12 protein-coding genes are annotated in these 14,020 nt (G+C 67.7%); 9 read left to right on the top strand and 3 right to left on the bottom strand.

Translation table 11 applies throughout. The features are described 5' to 3' along the window. Position 1 precedes the first annotated feature (1 nt). The 3 genes from ACNO8X_RS23315 (at position 2) to ACNO8X_RS23305 (ending at position 1,409) form a co-directional block, all read left to right on the top strand. Entirely contained in the window at positions 2 to 652 is a 651-nt protein-coding gene (locus tag ACNO8X_RS23315) for an HNH endonuclease (RefSeq protein ID WP_418002914.1), read from the top strand. 63 nt (positions 653 to 715) lie between these two features. Continuing rightward, on the top strand, positions 716 to 946 hold the full coding sequence (locus ACNO8X_RS23310; RefSeq protein WP_029105398.1) for a hypothetical protein: 231 nt from the start codon (positions 716 to 718) through the stop codon (positions 944 to 946). Next, positions 933 to 1,409 (top strand): DUF5130 domain-containing protein, encoded by a 477-nt coding sequence (locus ACNO8X_RS23305; RefSeq protein WP_418002913.1) that lies wholly within the window; start codon positions 933 to 935, stop codon positions 1,407 to 1,409. The genes ACNO8X_RS23310 and ACNO8X_RS23305 overlap by 14 nt, the downstream gene beginning before the upstream one ends. Before the next feature lie 242 nt (positions 1,410 to 1,651). On the opposite strand, the gene ACNO8X_RS23300 is transcribed toward ACNO8X_RS23305, so the two are convergent. Further along, a complete protein-coding gene (locus ACNO8X_RS23300) occupies positions 1,652 to 2,875 on the bottom strand; it encodes an alkane 1-monooxygenase (RefSeq protein WP_418002912.1) in 1,224 nt (407 codons plus the stop codon). A 483-nt stretch (positions 2,876 to 3,358) separates the two neighbouring features. Between ACNO8X_RS23300 and ACNO8X_RS23295 the strand changes: the two genes are divergently transcribed. Continuing rightward, positions 3,359 to 4,981, top strand: coding sequence for a GMC oxidoreductase (locus ACNO8X_RS23295; RefSeq protein WP_418002911.1), 1,623 nt, complete (start codon positions 3,359 to 3,361; stop codon positions 4,979 to 4,981). A gap of 31 nt (positions 4,982 to 5,012) precedes the next feature. On the opposite strand, the gene pepN is transcribed toward ACNO8X_RS23295, so the two are convergent. Then, positions 5,013 to 7,586 carry an aminopeptidase N gene (pepN, locus tag ACNO8X_RS23290; RefSeq protein ID WP_418002910.1) on the bottom strand — a complete coding sequence of 858 codons (2,574 nt, stop codon included), beginning with the start codon at positions 7,584 to 7,586 and terminating at the stop codon, positions 5,013 to 5,015. 102 nt (positions 7,587 to 7,688) lie between these two features. Between pepN and ACNO8X_RS23285 the strand changes: the two genes are divergently transcribed. From ACNO8X_RS23285 to ACNO8X_RS23270, 4 genes are all read left to right on the top strand, one after another. After that, entirely contained in the window at positions 7,689 to 8,309 is a 621-nt protein-coding gene (locus ACNO8X_RS23285) for a DsbA family protein (RefSeq protein WP_418002909.1), read from the top strand. 194 nt (positions 8,310 to 8,503) lie between these two features. Then, on the top strand, positions 8,504 to 10,702 hold the full coding sequence (locus ACNO8X_RS23280; RefSeq protein ID WP_418002908.1) for an LpqN/LpqT family lipoprotein: 2,199 nt from the start codon (positions 8,504 to 8,506) through the stop codon (positions 10,700 to 10,702). Between the two features lie 45 nt (positions 10,703 to 10,747). Further along, complete coding sequence (locus ACNO8X_RS23275; protein ID WP_418002907.1) at positions 10,748 to 11,227, top strand: ribose-5-phosphate isomerase; 480 nt, start codon at positions 10,748 to 10,750, stop codon at positions 11,225 to 11,227. Positions 11,228 to 11,242: 15 nt separating this feature from the next. Continuing rightward, positions 11,243 to 12,037: an Fpg/Nei family DNA glycosylase gene (locus tag ACNO8X_RS23270; RefSeq protein WP_418002906.1), complete on the top strand. Its 795-nt coding sequence runs from the start codon at positions 11,243 to 11,245 to the stop codon at positions 12,035 to 12,037. 221 nt (positions 12,038 to 12,258) lie between these two features. On the opposite strand, the gene ACNO8X_RS23265 is transcribed toward ACNO8X_RS23270, so the two are convergent. Continuing rightward, on the bottom strand, positions 12,259 to 13,095 hold the full coding sequence (locus ACNO8X_RS23265) for a DUF1542 domain-containing protein (RefSeq protein WP_133761328.1): 837 nt from the start codon (positions 13,093 to 13,095) through the stop codon (positions 12,259 to 12,261). A 72-nt stretch (positions 13,096 to 13,167) separates the two neighbouring features. Here ACNO8X_RS23265 and ACNO8X_RS23260 point away from each other — a divergent pair, with 72 nt between their 5' ends. Next, positions 13,168 to 14,019: a phosphoribosyltransferase family protein gene (locus ACNO8X_RS23260; protein ID WP_418002905.1), complete on the top strand. Its 852-nt coding sequence runs from the start codon at positions 13,168 to 13,170 to the stop codon at positions 14,017 to 14,019. Position 14,020 lies beyond the last annotated feature (1 nt).

The raw sequence follows: 14,020 nt of genomic DNA, 5'->3' as shown, positions 1-14,020 counted from the left end.
TATGTCGCAACGGAGAAAGGTCCGCGGCCACAGACTTCACGGCGCCGCGGTGGGTTTGCCTGTGCCTGGCACAGCACTGTCATCACCCCTGCACGCAGTCGAGTCGAGTCCCCCAGAAGGATCAGTCGGCTCGCTCTGGGGCCGCCGCCGCGTCCTGCTGCTGAACTCGACCTACGAACCGTTGACCGCCCTGCCCATGCGTCGCGCCGTGATCATGGTGCTGTGCGGCAAAGCCGACGTGGTGCACGACGATCCGACCGGTCCTGTCATACATTCGGCGACCCGCGCGGTCGCCGTTCCATCGGTAATCCGGCTGCGAAGCTATGTGCGGGTCCCATATCGGGCCCGCATTCCCATGACCAGGGCCGCGCTGATGCACCGGGACCGATTTCGCTGCGCGTACTGCGGCGGCAAGGCCGACACCGTCGACCACGTCGTGCCACGCAGCCGCGGCGGCGAACACTCCTGGGAGAACTGCGTCGCGGCCTGTGGTCCGTGTAATCACCGCAAGGCCGACCGGCTGCTGAGCGAACTCGGCTGGACGCTGCATGCGGCACCGCTGCCGCCCAAAGGGCAGCACTGGCGGCTGCTGTCGGCGGTCAAAGAGCTCGATCCGGCCTGGGTGCGGTACCTCGGCGAAGGCGCCGCCTGAAATCCGGCGGCGGAATGCCCCTGTCCTCAGCGTGAGCTGGTTGCGTACTGATACGGTTTGCGCGTGAGCATTGCACTTACTCATTCGCTGCTCGGTGGGGTGCCGTTGGCGCTGCTGCTGGTGCTTGGCGCGCTGTTCTTGTTGCGCAAGAGTCCGCATCCGGACACCTACAAGATGACCGACAAGTGGACCCACGCGCCGATCCTGTGGGCGGCCGAGGAACCGGCGGATCACGGCCACGGTGGCCATGACTCGCACCTGACTGTGGGAGGTGGCGCAAGTGGCAAGTGGTAGCCAGACCGAGGTCGCAAACATCGATCCGGCCAACCTGCCGTACGGCTACGCCGTCACGTACAGCGGCCGCATCTCCGGCGTCACCGAACCCGGTGAGCTGTCGGTGCACTACCCGTTCCCGGTCAAGGACCTGGTGTTCCTCGACGACGCCCTGAAGTACGGTTCGCGCGCTGCCGGCGCCCGGTTCGCCGTCTACATCGGCGACCTGGGTACGGACACCGCCGCCACCGCACGTGAGGTGCTGGCCACCGTGCCGACGCCGAACAACGCGGTGCTGCTGGCCGTTTCGCCGAACCAGAAGGCCATCGAGGTCGTCTACGGCTCCGAGGTCCGCGGTCGTGGTATCGAAGAGGCCGCTCCGCTGGGAGTGTCCGCGGCGGCCGCGTCGTTCAAGCAGGGCAACCTGATGGACGGCTTGATCAGCGCGGTCCGCGTGCTGAGCGCCGGCGTCTCGCCCGCCTGATTTCTCTTCACTCTGCCGGGTGCGAACCAATGGTTCGCACCCGGCAGAGTGCTATCTGGGGCCTGCCCTGACGAGGACGGGCTCGCGCCCTCTCGTTGAGCCTGTACTGAGGGCGCATCTGTTCAAGTGACCCACGCACGGAGTGCAGGGTCAACGCGTTTTTGAGCCGTCGTGCCGCTGACCCTGAATCCTGGGCACCACGCAAGCGCCCGGCGATGTTGACGACGGCCGAGGTACCTAGCTCAGCGCGCGGCGGGGTAGCGCTTGCGCAGGCGGGCTTCGTATCCCGGCTGCAGCGCGGTGAGGCTGATGTCGCCGTCGTAGTGCGCCAGCACGCGCGGGTCCATCACCCGACGCCACAACGGCGGGCAGATGGCCAGCAGCAGCATGGTGCCGTAACCGCCCGGCAGCTGCGGAGCCTCATCGGCATGGCACAGCGCCTGGTACCGACGCATCGGGTTGGCGTGGTGATCGGAGTGCCGCTGCAGGTGGAACAGGAACACGTTGGCGATCACGGTGTTGCTGTTCCAGCTGTGACTGGCGCGCACGCGCTCGTAGCGGCCGTTCGGCAGCTGCTGCCGCCGCAGGCCGTAGTGCTCCAGGTAGTTGACGGTCTCCAGCAGGAAGATGCCGATGACGGCCTGACCGAACAGCCAGGGCAGGACGGTGACGCCGAACCAGGCCACCAGGATGGCGAACAGGACGACGGTCATCAGCCAGGCGTTGAGGACCTCGTTGTGCAGCGACCACTTGGATTTACGGATGCGGGCGAGGCGGTCGGACTCCAGCTGCCACGCCGACCGCAGGCTGCCCACGACCGACCGACCGATGAAGGCGTACAGGCTCTCGCCGAGCCGTGAGCTGGCGGGATCCTCCGGAGTGGCCACCCGCACGTGGTGGCCGCGGTTGTGCTCCACGAAGAAGTGGCCGTAGCAGGTCTGGGCCAGAGCGATCTTGCTGAGCCGGCGCTCGGACATGCCGCGCTTGTGGCCGAGTTCGTGGGCGGCGTTGATCGCGATGCCGCCGACCGTCCCGACCGCGGCCATGAGGCCCAGCTTGTCGACGAGCGACATGGTCACCCAGCCGCCGCCGGCCCACAACCAGCACGCGAAGATCAGCGACAGGTACTGCGCCGGCAGGAACAGGTGGGTGGCGATCCGGTAGAAGGGGTCGTCTTCCAGACGGCGCAGGTCTCCGGGAGTCGTCTCGGCCTCGGGGCCCACGATGTGGTCCAGCAGCGGGACCAAGCCGAAGGTCAGGAGCGAGCCGGCCCACCAGAAGGCGTCGATGCCCGTGAGCCACACCAGCAGCCAGGACAGGCCCACCATTCCGGGAGTGATGGGGCCCAGCAGCCACAGGTAGCGCTTGGGATCGCGCCATTTCGACTTCGGCGCTTCGGGTGCGTCGGGCTCAGCGGGCGCGTGAGGCTGCGACGCCTCCTGGCCCGCGCGCAATGCCGACAACACCCCGTATTCGTACCCGCATTCGGCCGTTTGCGCAAATACACCACGGTAGCCAGAGCCAGTTCTTGTCCGTTTTCTTAGCGTTATCCAGCAAATTGTCTGCGGGGTCAGGGTGCGGGGGCATTCCGGCGAATTGGCCGGCTGCTGTCCCGGCCGTGGGACACCGGTCGTCCGCCCGGCGTATTCGGCAATAAACTTGCAGGTAGGGTGCCATAGACGGATATGGGTGACCTACGACATACCGGGCGTCGCGCGGGTTGGTCGACGCGTTGGCGGCCGGATCTCGCGGAGCGGCGGAAACCCCGCGGCATCGTGTAATTTTTGTGATGAATCCGTTATTCGGAACGTCGGAGGTTGCCGGCTTCGGGTTAGCTGGACGTTAGGCGGAAGGACGATCTTGGCAGTGATGCAGGGCCGGCATCGACACATCCCGCGCTGCGGCGCGGCCCGTGCCGCCGACGCATGTCCTGTCGAGGCAGGCAACCGATGAGCCCGATCAGCCGGCGCCAGTTTCTCGGCGGTGCGGCGGTGGTGGGTGTCGCGGGTGCGGCCGGTGTGGGCGTCCTTGTCGAAAGATCGCGTGACCGCACCGAATCCCGGAAGCACTTCTCGGCCATCGTGATCGGCAGCGGCTACGGCGGCGGCGTCTCGGCGCTGCGGCTGGGACAGGCCGGCGTCGAGACGTTGGTGATCGAACAGGGCCGGCTGTGGGACAAGCCCGACGACGACGGCAAGCGGTTCTCCAAGATGCTGCCGGCCGACACCCGCGCCGGTTGGTTCACGAAGGTGCCGCCGAGTCTGGTCACCTCCTTCGGCGGCTTCACGGTGGAGCAGGTGGCGGAGCACGCGCCGTCGCCCCAGCCGATCCAGGCCGGCATCTGCCAGAAGGTGACGCACGGCGCCCACGACGTCTTCCGGGGTCTGGCGGTCGGTGGCGGCTCGATGATCAATGCGGGTATCGCTGCCATCCCGACGCCGCGCCAGGTCGCCAAGGCGTTCCCTGACATCGGCGGCGACGAGTTCCTGCGCACCTATGTCGAACGCGCCAAGTCCGCGCTGAAGATCAGCTACCGCGACATGCCCTGGTTCGAGCAGACCCCGTGCTTCCAATACGCCCGCGTCGGCCGCAAGTACGCGGCGGCGGCCGGCTACAAGGTCGACTACAACGGCAGCTCCTACTCCTTCGACTATCTGGTCAAGGAGGCGGCCGGACAGGTACCGCAGTCCTCGCTGGCATTCGAGCAGCAGTTCGGCAGCAACTACGGCCGGTTCGGCAGCGTCGACCAGACCTACGTTGCCGAAGCGCTCAAGACGGGCCATGTCACGCTGCGCCCGCTGACCGAGGTCACCTCGATCCGCCAGGAGCGTTCGGGTGAGTTCGTGGTGTCCACCCGTGAAATCGACCGCTGGGGCAAAGAGCTGTCCAAGACCGAATTCGGTTGTGACCAGCTGTATCTCGCGGCCGGCGTGCTCGGCACCACCAAGCTGCTGCTGAAGGCGCGGGAGACCGGTGACCTGGCCCGGTTGAACGATCAGGTCGGCAAGGGCTACGGCAACAACGGTGACCTGATGGTCGGACACAACCTGGCCAAGAGCGATCCGGCTGGCACCACGCAATCCCTGATGGGCATGATCAACATCGATGGCCGCGACGACCCGGACAACCCGGTGTACGCCAGCATGTTCTCCATGCCGCTACCGGTCGAGACGTACCTGCTCGGCTACTACGTCATGGTCGACACCGGCGACCGGGCCGACATCACCTACGACCGCCAGTCCGACACCGCGACCATCCAGTGGACCGACGCCTTCGCCGCGAACAACGAGGCCAGGGCCAGGCAGGTGTTCGACAAGATCATGCGGGCCAACCGTGTCGACTACCGCAATGACCTGTTCAGCGGAAAAGTGTTCGCGCCCAACACCGTCCACCCACTGGGCGGCTGTGTGCGGGGCAAGGCCACCGACGCCTTCGGGCGGGTGAACGGCCACCGAAACCTGTTCGTCAACGACGCCTCGCTGATGCCCGGGCACCTCGGTTGCAACCCGTACATGACCATCACCGCGCTCGCGGAGCGCAACATCGAAGGCATCCTGCAGGGCCGCACCTAGCCTGTCGGCCAGGTGCGGCCCCGCAGTCGCGTCAGCTGATGTCGAAGGCCCGCGCGCGCAGCGAACGCTCGACTCCCGCACGGCCTTCCACGACCAGGCGGCGCAGGGCCGGCGGCAGCTCCGGGTCGGAGAGGAACCGGTCGGCGGCGTCGAGACCGGCCTGACTGATGTCCCACGCCGGGTACAGGCCGATGACGACGGTCTGGGCCACCTCGCTCGAGCGCCGCTCCCACACCCCGGAGATCGCCGCGAAGTACAGGTCCCGGAACGGCGCCAGCAGTTCGGCCTGCCCGGGCTGGACCAGGCCGCCGACGATGGCGCGCGTGGTGATGTTCGCCAGCGTGTCGTCCTCGATGACCTGTTGCCACGCAGCCTCTTTCACCGCCGCCTGCGGGCGGGCGGCGGTCGCGGCCGCGGCATTGCGCTGACCGGCCGCCGTCGGATCCTGCTGGGCTTCGGTGTCGATGAACGGCGTCGCCACGCCGTCCGCGTCGATGACGCCCGCACGGGCCAGCGCGGTGACGATGCGCCAGCGCAGATCGGTGTCGATCACCAGGCCCGTCATGTTCACCGCAGCAGGCTCGTTGTCCAGCAGTGTCGACAGCACCGCGATGTGATTCGGCGCCAGCACCGACGTGCACAGCGCATTGATGTACGCCAGCTGGTGGTCCGATCCCGGCGACGAGTCGCGCGCCAGGTCCAGCAACGCGTCACCGAAAGCGGCCCAACCGATTTCGGCCGCCCATACGGGATCGGCGTAGGAGGTCAGGGCGGTCTGTGCCTGCAGCACCAGCCGCTGGGCGACGCCCACCTCGGTCTCGGCGTGCAGGCCACTCATGACCAGCGCGACGAACTCGCGGGCCTTCATCTCGGCCTCGCGCGTCATCTCCCACGCCGCCGACCAGGCCAGGGTGCGGGGGAGCGGGTCCTCGATGTCGGCGATCCGGCTCAGCACCGTCTGCAGCGACGCGGGATCGAGCCGCATCGAGCAGTACGTCAGATCGTCGTCGTTGACCAGGATCAGCTTGCTGCGCGAAAGCCCCACCAGGGCAGGGACATCCGTCACGGGGCCCTCGACGTCGAGTTCCTCGCGGTGCACCCGGACCAGCTTGCCGGAGCCGTCGTCGTCGTACAGTCCGACGGCCAGCCGGTGCACGCGGGTCTCACCGGCGCCGGGTGCCGCACCGCTCTGGGTGATGGCGAACCGGGTGAACGCGCCGGCGCCGTCGACGTCGAAGTCGGCCCGCAGCGTGTTCAGGCCCGTGGTCTTGAGCCACTGCTGGCCCCAGTCCGACAGGTCCCGGCCCGACGACTTCTCCAGTGCACCAAGCAGATCGGCGAACGTGGCGTTGTCGTAGGCGTGGTCGCGGAAGTAGTCGCGCAGACCCGACAGGAACGGCTCCAGCCCGACATAGGCCACCAGCTGCTTGAGCACACTGGCGCCCTTGGCGTAGGTGATGCCGTCGAAGTTCACCTCCACTGCCGCCAGGTCGGGGATGTCGGCGGCCACCGGGTGGGTGGACGGCAACTGGTCCTGCCGGTAGGCCCAGGACTTCTCCACGTTCGCGAAGGTGGTCCAGGCCTGCTTGTACTCGGTGGCCTCCGCCTGGCACAGCACCGAGGCGAACGTGGCGAAGGACTCGTTGAGCCACAGGTCATCCCACCACCGCATGGTGACCAGGTCGCCGAACCACATGTGGGCCATCTCGTGCAGCACGGTCTCCGCGCGGCGCTCGTACGAGTAGCGCGTGACCTTCGACCGGAAGACGTAGTCCTCCAGGAACGTCACCGCGCCCGCGTTCTCCATGGCGCCGGCGTTGAACTCCGGCACGAACAGCTGGTCGTACTTGCCGAACGCGTACGGCGTGCCGAAGTTGTTGTGGTAGAAGGAGAATCCCTGCTTGGTCTCGGTGAACAGCCGCTCGGCATCCATGTACTCGGCCAGCGACGCGCGGCAGAAGATGCCCAGCGGAATGTCGCCGTGCTCGTCGCTGTAGACGTCGTCCCACCGGGCATAGGGCCCGGCGATCAAGGCGGCCAGGTAGGTGCTCATCTTCGGGGTGGTGGCGAAGGTGTGCTTGCCGCCTTCGGCCGAGCTTCCGGCGCCGTTCGAGATCACCTGCCAATGTGCAGGTGCGGTCACCGCCACGTCGAAGGTGGCCTTGAGGTCCGGCTGGTCGAAGCAGGCGAACATCCGCTTGGCGTCAGCGGTTTCGAACTGTGAGTAGAGGTAGACCTCGCCGTCGACGGGGTCGACGAAGCGGTGCAGCCCCTCGCCGGTGTTGGAGTAGCGGCAGTCCGCGTCGACGACGACGACGTTCTGCTCGGCCAGCCCGGCCAGCTGCACGCCCGTTGATTCGTCGTACGCGGACACGTCGATGGGCAGCCCGTTGAGGGTCGCGCTGCGGAGGGTGTCGGCGGCGATGTCGATGACGGTGTTGGCGCCGGGCAGGGCGCTGAACGTCACCGTGGTCACCGACCGGAAGGTGCGCTCGCCCGGTGCGCCGGCACCGTCGGTGAGGTCAAGATCGATGCGGTAGTTGTCGACGGTCACCAGTGCGGCGCGCTCGGCGGCCTGGTCGCGGGTCAGGTTCGGAAGTGCCACGTCACCAACTTAGGGGACAACCGGTGGCCGTGACCGGGAACATCGGGACGCCGGGCATAGTTGTTCGCAACGGGCTCTGTACCGACCACCAAAGGAAGACGTATGGCCGACGCCACCGCTACACAGGATGTCGCAGGATTCTGGTTCGATCCGTTGTGCCCGTGGGCCTGGATCACCTCGCGCTGGATCCTGGAGGTCGCGCAGGTCCGGAACGTCGACGTGCAGTTCCACGTCATGAGCCTGGCGGTGCTGAACGAGGGCAGGGACCTGCCCGAGCAGTACCAGGAGATGATGAAGCTGGCGTGGGGTCCGGTGCGCGTCGCGATCGCCGCCGAAGAAGCGCTCGGTTCCGACGTGCTGGCGCCGCTGTACACCGCGATGGGCACCCGGATTCACAACCAGGGCAACAAGAACTTCACCGAGGTCATCGCCGAGTCCCTCGAAGAACTCGGGCTGCCCGCCGAACTGGCGGAGGCGGCCACCAGCGACAAGTTCGACGAGGCGCTGCGCAAGAGCCACCACGCCGGCATGGACGCCGTCGGCCCCGATGTGGGGACGCCGACCATCCACGTCAACGGCGTCGCGTTCTTCGGTCCGGTGCTCTCGCGTATCCCGCGCGGTGAAGAGGCCGGAAAGCTGTGGGACGCGTCGGTGATTTTCGCTTCCTACCCGCACTTCTGGGAGCTCAAGCGCTCCCGCAACGAGGCTCCCGAATTCGACTGAGCGCAATCGGCCGCTAGTCACGCTCGCCTGGGTCGGCACAGGTAATCTCGTCGGCGTTCCGCAAGGAACGTCTGGACGCCATTACGGTGGTCAGACACATCCGAAACATGAGCCACAACGATGCAACTGGTGGGGAGCGACGTGCCGACGGACAGTTTCGTCCTTCGACGTGCGGGTTTGAGTAGGATGCGCTGATGTCGCTGGAGACGGGCGCAACCTTCGCCGGGTACACCGTGCGTCGATTGCTGGGCTCAGGGGGAATGGGCGATGTGTACCTCGTCCAGCACCCCAGGCTGCCTCGCCTGGACGCGATGAAGGTGCTCCGGGAAACCGCCTCCGCCAACGACGAATTCCGTATCCGGTTCGAGCGTGAGGCGAATATCGCCGCGGGCCTGTGGCATCCGCACATCGTCGGCCTGCACGACCGCGGCGAGTTCGAGGGCCGGCTGTGGATCACCATGGACTACGTCGACGGCACCGATGCCGCGCAGCTGGTCAAGTACGAGTACCCGAACGGGCTGCCGCTGGAGTTGGTGGCCGCCATCGTCAAGGCCATGAGCTCGGCCCTGGACTACGCACACCAGCGCGGGTTGCTGCACCGTGACATCAAGCCGGCCAACATCCTGCTCAGCAACATCGACACCGACGAGCGGCGAATCCTGCTGAGCGACTTCGGCATCGCCCGCCAGATCGGTGAGGTGACGGGCCTGACGTCGGCCAACCTGGCGATCGGCACCGTCTCCTACTCGGCGCCCGAGCAGCTGATGGGCGGCGAGATCGACGGTCGCGCCGACCAGTACGCGCTCGCCGCGACCGCGTACCGGTTGCTCACCGGCCAGACGCCCTACCAGGACACCAACCAGATCGCGGTGATCAGCCAGCACCTCAGTGCGACCCCGCCCAAGGCCAGCGACCTGAAGCCGTGGCTGGAGCCGCTGAACGACGTGCTGATCAAGGCCATGGGCAAGTCGCCCGATGACCGATTCGATTCCTGCACCAAGTTCGCGCGGGCCTTCGAACGGCAGGCCGAACTGGTCACCGAGTCACCGACGCTGAACCTGCGCACCGCCGAGTTGCGGCTGCCGACGGTCAAGCCCGCGGCGCCCGTCGCCGAGCCGCCGTCCGCTCCCGAGGTGACCCCGCCGCCTCCGGTCCCGGTCGCCGAACCCGACCTCGTCGACGAACCGGAGCCCGAACCGGTCGCGCCGGAACCTGTTGTCCAGGAGCCCGTTGCGCAGCCCCCGGTTCCGGAGCCACCTGCGCCACCCGTGCCGCAGCCACCGTCCGAGCCGGTCTCGGAGCCGACGCCGACGCCCGAACCGGTTCGCCCGGAGCCGACGCCGCCGCCGGTACCGCCGCGCGCTCCGGTCGGTCCGCCGCCTGAATCGAAACCGTTTCGGCCGGAACCGGATTCGTCACCGTCGGCCCCGCCGTATCGGCAGCCGCTGCCGGCACCCCCGGGTCCTCCGCCCTTGCCGCCGCAGCGGCCTGTCCGGCCTACTCACGAAACGGTGTCGCCGACCGTGGTGCTGCCGGTCATCCCGGCCGACCCCGCGGCGCACGCCGCGCCCGGCATGGGCCGCCCCGGCGGACCGCCACCGTCGTACTCGCAACTCGCGGCCGACATCGGCAAGACGCAGCCCGGTCGTAGCCAGTCCTCGGGCGGCAAGTCCACCAAGATCTGGGTGATCGGTGGCTCCATCGCCGCCGTCGTGGTCGTGCTGATCGGTGTCGTTCTCTTGAATTCCGGTGGTGACTCGAGTGGGTCTTCGGACGCCTCCGGAACCAGCAGCCAGAGCTCCGGAGTGGACAAGCCGGCGTCGTCGTCGCACAAGCCGACACCGCCGCTGCTGGTCGGTACACCCGGCAACTACCAGACCATCGCCACCTACCTGAAGAGCAACAACATTCCGGAGGCACTGGTCCACCGCAATGAACCCGGCGCACCGGTGGTGACGATGCCGATGCCCCCGGGCTGGGTCGACGCCGGACCGCAGACGCCGGCTTTCGCGTACGAGTCGATCGTCTACAACGGCCCGAGCGCCGGCGCGTACCGGCCCAGCGCCACGGCGTTGATCTCCCGGCTGGGCCCGAACGCCGATGCCCAGAAGATTCTCGACTTCGCGCCGGGTGAGCTGAACAACCTGCCGGGATTCACCGCCACCGACCCCGGCACACCGGGCACTGTCGACGGCCACAAGTCGTTCCAGATCGCCGGTTCCTGGAATTCCAACGGGGTGACGAAGCTCATCACGCAGAACACCGTCGTCATCCAGGACGGGACCGGGCTGTACGTCATGCAGATCAACATCGACGGCGTCGCCGACCAGGCCGAGATCATCAAGCAGATCACCGAGGCCGTCGACCGCGACACGAAGATCGCCTCCGGCTAACCGGCTGATTCTGTCCGGGGCCGCTGTTCTGCCAGAATGTGCGCCATGCGCGTATATCTCGGAGCCGACCACGCCGGATACGAACTCAAGCAGGCCCTGCTCGACCATCTGACCGCCAATGGCCACCAGGCCGTCGACTGCGGTGCCTTCGCCTACGACGCGGAGGACGACTACCCGGCGTTCTGCATCGACGCCGCCAAGCGCACCGTCGACGACCCGGGCAGCCTGGGCATCGTCATCGGCGGCTCGGGCAACGGCGAGCAGATCGCGGCCAACAAGGTGCCGGGTGTGCGCTGTGCGCTGGCCTGGAGCGTCGAAACCGCGCAGCTGGCCCGCGAGCACAACAACGCGCAGGTGATGGGCATCGGTGGCCGTATGCACAGCACCGAGAAAGCCTTCGCGATCGTCGACGCCTTCCTGGCTGCCGAATGGTCGGAGGCCGCGCGGCACCAGCGCCGCATCGACATCCTGGCCGAGTACGAGAAGACGCACGTGGCTCCTGAGGTTCCGGGCGCCGGGGCCTGATCCGAGGCCTGACCTATGCCGGAGGGGCATACCCTGCACCGGTTGGCCCGCCTGCACCAGCAGCGTTTCGGGCGGGCGCCGGTGGTGGTCAGCAGTCCGCAGGGCCGGTTCTCCGATGCCGCGGCCGCCGTCAGCGGCCGGGTGCTGCGTAAGGCCGATGCCTGGGGCAAGCACCTGTTCCACCACTACGACGGTGGCGCGGTGGTGCACGTCCACCTCGGCCTGTACGGCACGTTCACCGAACAGCCGCTGCCGATGACCGCACCCGTCGGGCAGGTGCGCATGCGCATGCTCGGGTCCGACTTCGGCACCGACCTGCGGGGCCCGACCGTCTGCGAGCTGATCGACGAGGGCGGCGTCGACGACGTGGTGGCCCGGCTCGGCGCCGACCCATTGCGCCGCGACGCCGACCCCGGACTCGCCTGGGCGCGAATCAGCAAGTCCCGCAGATCAATCGGATCGATGCTGATGGATCAGTCGGTGATCGCCGGCGTCGGCAACGTGTACCGTAGCGAGCTGCTGTACCGGCACCGGATCGATCCGCACCGGCCGGGCGCGGCGCTGACCGAGTCCGAGTTCGCCGACCTGTGGACCGATCTCGTCGCTCTCATGAAGGTCGGCGTGCGTCGCGGCAAGATCGTCGTCGTGCGTCCGGAAGACGACCACGGCGCGCCGTCCTACGCCGCGGACCGGCCGCGCACCTATGTGTACCGGCGGGCGGGAGAGGCGTGCCGCGTGTGCGGCGCCACCATTCGCACCGAGGTAGTGGAGGGGCGAAACCTGTTCTGGTGCCCCGATTGTCAGGTGTGACGGGGTTGATTTGGGGGACCTGAAAACCCCGTAGGCGGTTGAGGGTGCGTCCTCGCTGAGGTGTACTCGCACGACTACGCCCAGGATGCAGGGTCGATTGGGTTTCAGCGTCCCGGATTGTTGACCCTGACGTGACGGCGTACCTCACTCGAACAATTGCGCCGTGGATACAGGATCAATGGGAACCTTTGGTGCCGGACACCGATCAATTCGGCAGGCTCCTAGTCGCCGCCGCCTCCGCAGCCGCCACCGCAACCACCGCCGCCACAGCTGCTGCCTCCGGAGTCACTGCTCCCGGAGTCCCAACTGCCGCCGCCGGCATCCCAGCCGTTGTTGTCGTTCCAGCTGACGTCCTGCCCTTGGCCGGAGTCGGCGAACTGGCTCTGATCGAGGCCCTGCTGGTAGCCCTGGTCGAATCCCGACCCGTATCCGGACTCGAAACCCTGTGCGCCGTAACCCACTCCGTGCATGCCGTCGAACAGTGCGTCGAACAACAGCACCGAGCCGACGCCCCAGGCACCGGCCACCAACGCCGGCTTCCACCACGGCTCGGAGTACCAGCCCTCGGGCACCGGACGGCCGGCGACCCGTCCGCCGGGGTAGTAGTTCGGCGTCGCCGCCGTCGGCCCCGGTGAGGCCTGAATCTGCCTGCCGTCGAACTGGATTCGGCGGTCCTCGGTGACCTCGCCCGCGCCGCGCTGGCCGGCCAGTGCCTGCAGCGGCGGACCGGGGTCGATGCCCATCGCGGTCCGGGCGGCGCGCACGTAGTACAGCCCCTCGATCGCACTCTGCTTGGCGAACGCCGCCTGCTGGGCCGTGGTGGCCTGCTCGATCTGCGACGCCGCGGCGTTGTAGCGCTCGGATGCGTCGGCCATGGCCTGGCGCGAGGCGTCGTCGGTGCCGGTCAGGTTGAACACCTGGCCGCCGAGCATCTCGATGACGCGCCGGGCATCGGCTTTCGCGTTGGCCAGGGCGGCGGCCTTGTTGGCCTTGCTCTGCCTGCTGAACAGGAAGAACCCGATGGCCGCGATGACGATCAGGATGAGCACGAACTCCATGCAGGCAGCTTACCGATGACCGCCATCACATAGATATGGACATTAATGTCCATATCTATTACCGTCGTCGTCATGAACCTGACATTCCACGTCTTCGACATCGAACGCGGTGTGTTGTCGACCGCGCCCGGAATCGTCACCAGCTACCCGGGTGGCGACACCGCGGTCCGTGAACTGGCACCGCTCGGCGCGGGATTTCGCCCGGTTGCCTGGAGTCGTTGCGGCGCCATCGATTACACCGCGCTCGGGCAATGGGCGGCGTTCCACCGCAACCGGTCTGCGGAGGCCCCGGTGCTGGTCGCGCCGTACCTGCCGTCGGCCCGCGGTGACCACGATCCGACCGACGACGCCCGCGTCGCCGCCCGGCTCACCGCCGCCACCGGCGTCGCGCACATTGTGACGGTGGACCCGCACTCCCCGGTCTGGGCCGACGAAGCCCGGCGCGGGGGAGCGGCCGTCACCGTCATCGAAGCCGTCGACCTGGTCGGCTGTGGCGCCGCGCACCACCCCGGCTGGGCCGGTGTCGTCGCACCCGACAAGGGTGCCCGCGACAGAGCCGGACAGGTGGCGTCCCGGTTGGGTGTGCCGCTGTATGTCGCTGGCAAGCAACGGAATCCGGCCAACGGGAAGCTGTCGGGGTTTGTCGCCCCGGAGGGTCTGCCGGACCGCGGCCGTTTGCTGGTGATCGACGACATCTGCGACGGCGGCGGCACCTTCGCCGGGCTGGCTGATGCCATCCGCGCGAGCAGACCCAACCTGGCCCTGCACCTGTGGGTCAGCCACGGCTGCTTCACCGGACGCTGGCGGGACAACCTCGCCGGCTACGCCTCGGTCACCAGTACCGACTCCCGCGCCACACCCGGCGGCGTGCACGTCCAACCGCTGGAACCGTTCATCACCCACACCCTGACCACGCTGATCTGAT

Source organism: Mycobacterium sp. PDNC021 (genome assembly GCF_048282635.1).
GTDB classification, from domain to species: domain Bacteria; phylum Actinomycetota; class Actinomycetes; order Mycobacteriales; family Mycobacteriaceae; genus Mycobacterium; species Mycobacterium llatzerense.
Note: the sequence above shows the minus strand (reverse complement) of the source record. Positions and strands in the feature narration are given on the sequence as shown.